General features: G+C 62.9%; 4 protein-coding genes. 1 reads left to right on the top strand and 3 read right to left on the bottom strand.

Features of this window, described 5'->3' with window-relative positions; translation table 11 throughout:
* The 3 genes from HIJ39_RS22535 to HIJ39_RS22525 form a co-directional block, all read right to left on the bottom strand.
* Nucleotides 1–704: sigma factor (locus tag HIJ39_RS22535; protein WP_275107405.1), on the bottom strand; the 704-nt coding region annotated here is incomplete at its 3' end.
* Between the two features lie 5 nt (nucleotides 705–709).
* Nucleotides 710–883 (bottom strand): hypothetical protein, encoded by a 174-nt coding sequence (locus HIJ39_RS22530; protein ID WP_169103278.1) that lies wholly within the window; start codon nucleotides 881–883, stop codon nucleotides 710–712.
* Nucleotides 884–957: 74 nt separating this feature from the next.
* Nucleotides 958–1,236 (bottom strand): thioredoxin family protein, encoded by a 279-nt coding sequence (locus tag HIJ39_RS22525; protein ID WP_169103277.1) that lies wholly within the window; start codon nucleotides 1,234–1,236, stop codon nucleotides 958–960.
* A 295-nt stretch (nucleotides 1,237–1,531) separates the two neighbouring features.
* Between HIJ39_RS22525 and HIJ39_RS22520 the strand changes: the two genes are divergently transcribed.
* Entirely contained in the window at nucleotides 1,532–2,365 is an 834-nt protein-coding gene (locus HIJ39_RS22520) for an IS110 family transposase (protein ID WP_243239920.1), read from the top strand.
* The last annotated feature ends 18 nt before the right edge of the window (nucleotides 2,366–2,383 follow it).

Genomic DNA, 2,383 nt, shown 5'->3' with positions numbered 1-2,383 from the left:
ACCGCCTCTTGCTGCGCGCGGTGTTGTAGCCGACTCCACACGGCATCATCCGCGGAGCCGGCTACGAGATCGCCGAGGGGCGTGTCTTCATCCAGCACGAGGGCATCGAGCGAGGCCGGTCGCTGGGTGGTCTCCGCCCACTGTTGCCAAAAGCCCACCCGACGAAGCGGCCACCCCAACAATTCCGCCAACTCTTCGGGTTTCGGTTTTCGGTGGCGTGACCGTGTCCACGCCTCCACCGCCTGCTGGTACGCATGCCATTCGCGGACCGCGTGAGCCGGCAGCCGCACCTGCCAGAGAAACGTATTGCGGGCGCGGTCCCAAGATTGACGGATCCACCAGTGGGCATACGTCGTGAATCGGGCAAGGCTGGGGTCGTACCGGTAAACCGCCGTCCAGAGACCGATGTTGGCCGCCTGCACGGCATCGCCGAGCGACCACACCGGTTCCCCTGGACTCCGGCCCTCCCACTTGCGGGCGAGGTACGCAGCATAGCGGAGATTATGCACGGCCAATCGGAGCGCCGCATCGCGGTTGCCAGCCCGCACTGCGGTCCCAAGCTCCGCTTCCTCTTCGCGAGTCAGCAACGGAATCTGATAAACCCGGGAGAAATAGGCGTCCAGCGAATCCATCGGGACGAGGAGGACATCCGGCAAGTCCCAGCGCTCCGCGACAACGGGGAGGGCTTCAGGTACGGTGGCCATGACAATCAATCCTTTCGGTCAATGATGGCATCGGGCGTGGGCGGACGGGACGTCCGCCGTTCGAAGAACTCGCGGGCTTCGGCGTTCGAGAAATGCTCCGCGCCCGGGTGGTGGTCGATGAGGTGGTCGCGCCAATCTGCCCGCCCCACTCCGTCGCCACCGAGCGTGCAAAACCCCATGGGCTTCACTCCTTGCTGTGACGGTCTCCTCAGGCACCCCGGCCATCAAGCGGCCCCCGGCGGGGCCGCCAGCCCTACGAAAGATTGAGCGCTCGCTTGAGTTCAGGCTCCGGCCGTTGACCTGTCGCGCGGCCAACCTCCTGTCCCTGTCGCAGGTGGATCAAGGTCGGCAGGCCCTGGACGCCAAATTGCCCCGCGGCCTCGGGGTTCTGGTCGACATTGATGCGAATCACGGGAACGAGGCCGTCCTGTTCCCACCGCTCGACGATGGGAGCCAGTGCCCTGCACGGTCGGCACCAGGGAGCCCAAAAGTCGAGCACGACATCGGGCATCGCGAGAAAGTTTTCAGGCATTGGATGAGGCTCCTTATTTGTTAGTCTCAGTGGTGGATAACTTTGTCAAAGATTGCGACGAACCACTGGATTTCGTCGAATCCTTTCATCCATCATGAAATTGAATGGATGGTGACCATTCCCGGAAAAGGCTTCTGCTCCTCGCGACCCGATCGCCGGCGAAAGATTCGCCTTTCCGGGACAATCGGTAACCCAAGGAACCACTCATAGCCCGGTCGATTTGCGGGTCCTGCCACGTCTGGTGACAAATAAGGCTTGTGCGTCCTTGGGGCATCTCACGAAGGAGGCTGTGTGCATGGAAATCGTGGTCGGTTGGGACTGGGCGGATGGCCATCACGATGTCGTGGTGCAAGACCGCCTGGGCCACGCTCTCTGGATGGGGCAGGTCGCCCATACCCGAGAGGCCTTGGAGGCGCTGGAAGCGCGGCTCGTGGATTGGGCTCAGCACATCCGGTCGGATGTGCACGTCGTGATTGAAACGTCCCAAGGCTTGATCGTCGATTGGTTGAGCAGCACGGGATTTTGGGTCTACCCGGTCAATCCGAAGGTGTCCGATGCGCGGCGTAAACCCTCGGGCGCGAAAACCGACCGCTTGGATACGGCGATTTTGGCGCGATTGGGCTGGCAAGAGCGCGATCAGTTGCGGCCCTTGCGGCCCGCCAGCGAAGACTGGGTGGAACTCCGCCAATTGACGCGGATTGACGAAGACTTGACTCAACAGACGACGCGCTTGACCAACCAGTTGACGGCGGCCCTGAAGAGTTATTATCCGCAGGTCCTGGTCGCCTTCGCGGACATCGACCGCCCCGTCGCGCTGGCTTTTTTGGCCGCCTGGCCCGACCCGGTGGAGGCTCGCAAAATTGCGCTGAGCGAGCTGATGACCTGGCTGCGGGAACACCGGCACCCGCGCGCCGCGCAGGAGGCGCCACGCATCTGGAGCGCGTTGCAACAGCGGGCCTTGGAGGCCTCGCCCGGCAAACGCCGGGCCCAGGTGTGGGCCGTCCGGGCGCTGGTCGCCCAACTGCAAGCCTTGCAGGCGGAGCATCGCGCGTTGCGCAAGCACCTCGAAGTGGATGTTAGTCTGTTCCATGGACACCTCGAACTCGACGATGCTAATCTAGTCGAATGAGGTGATCACCATGGGCAA

The organism is Sulfobacillus harzensis, assembly GCF_012933365.1.
Lineage (GTDB): Bacteria > Bacillota > Sulfobacillia > Sulfobacillales > Sulfobacillaceae > Sulfobacillus_B > Sulfobacillus_B harzensis.
Note: the sequence above shows the minus strand (reverse complement) of the source record. Positions and strands in the feature narration are given on the sequence as shown.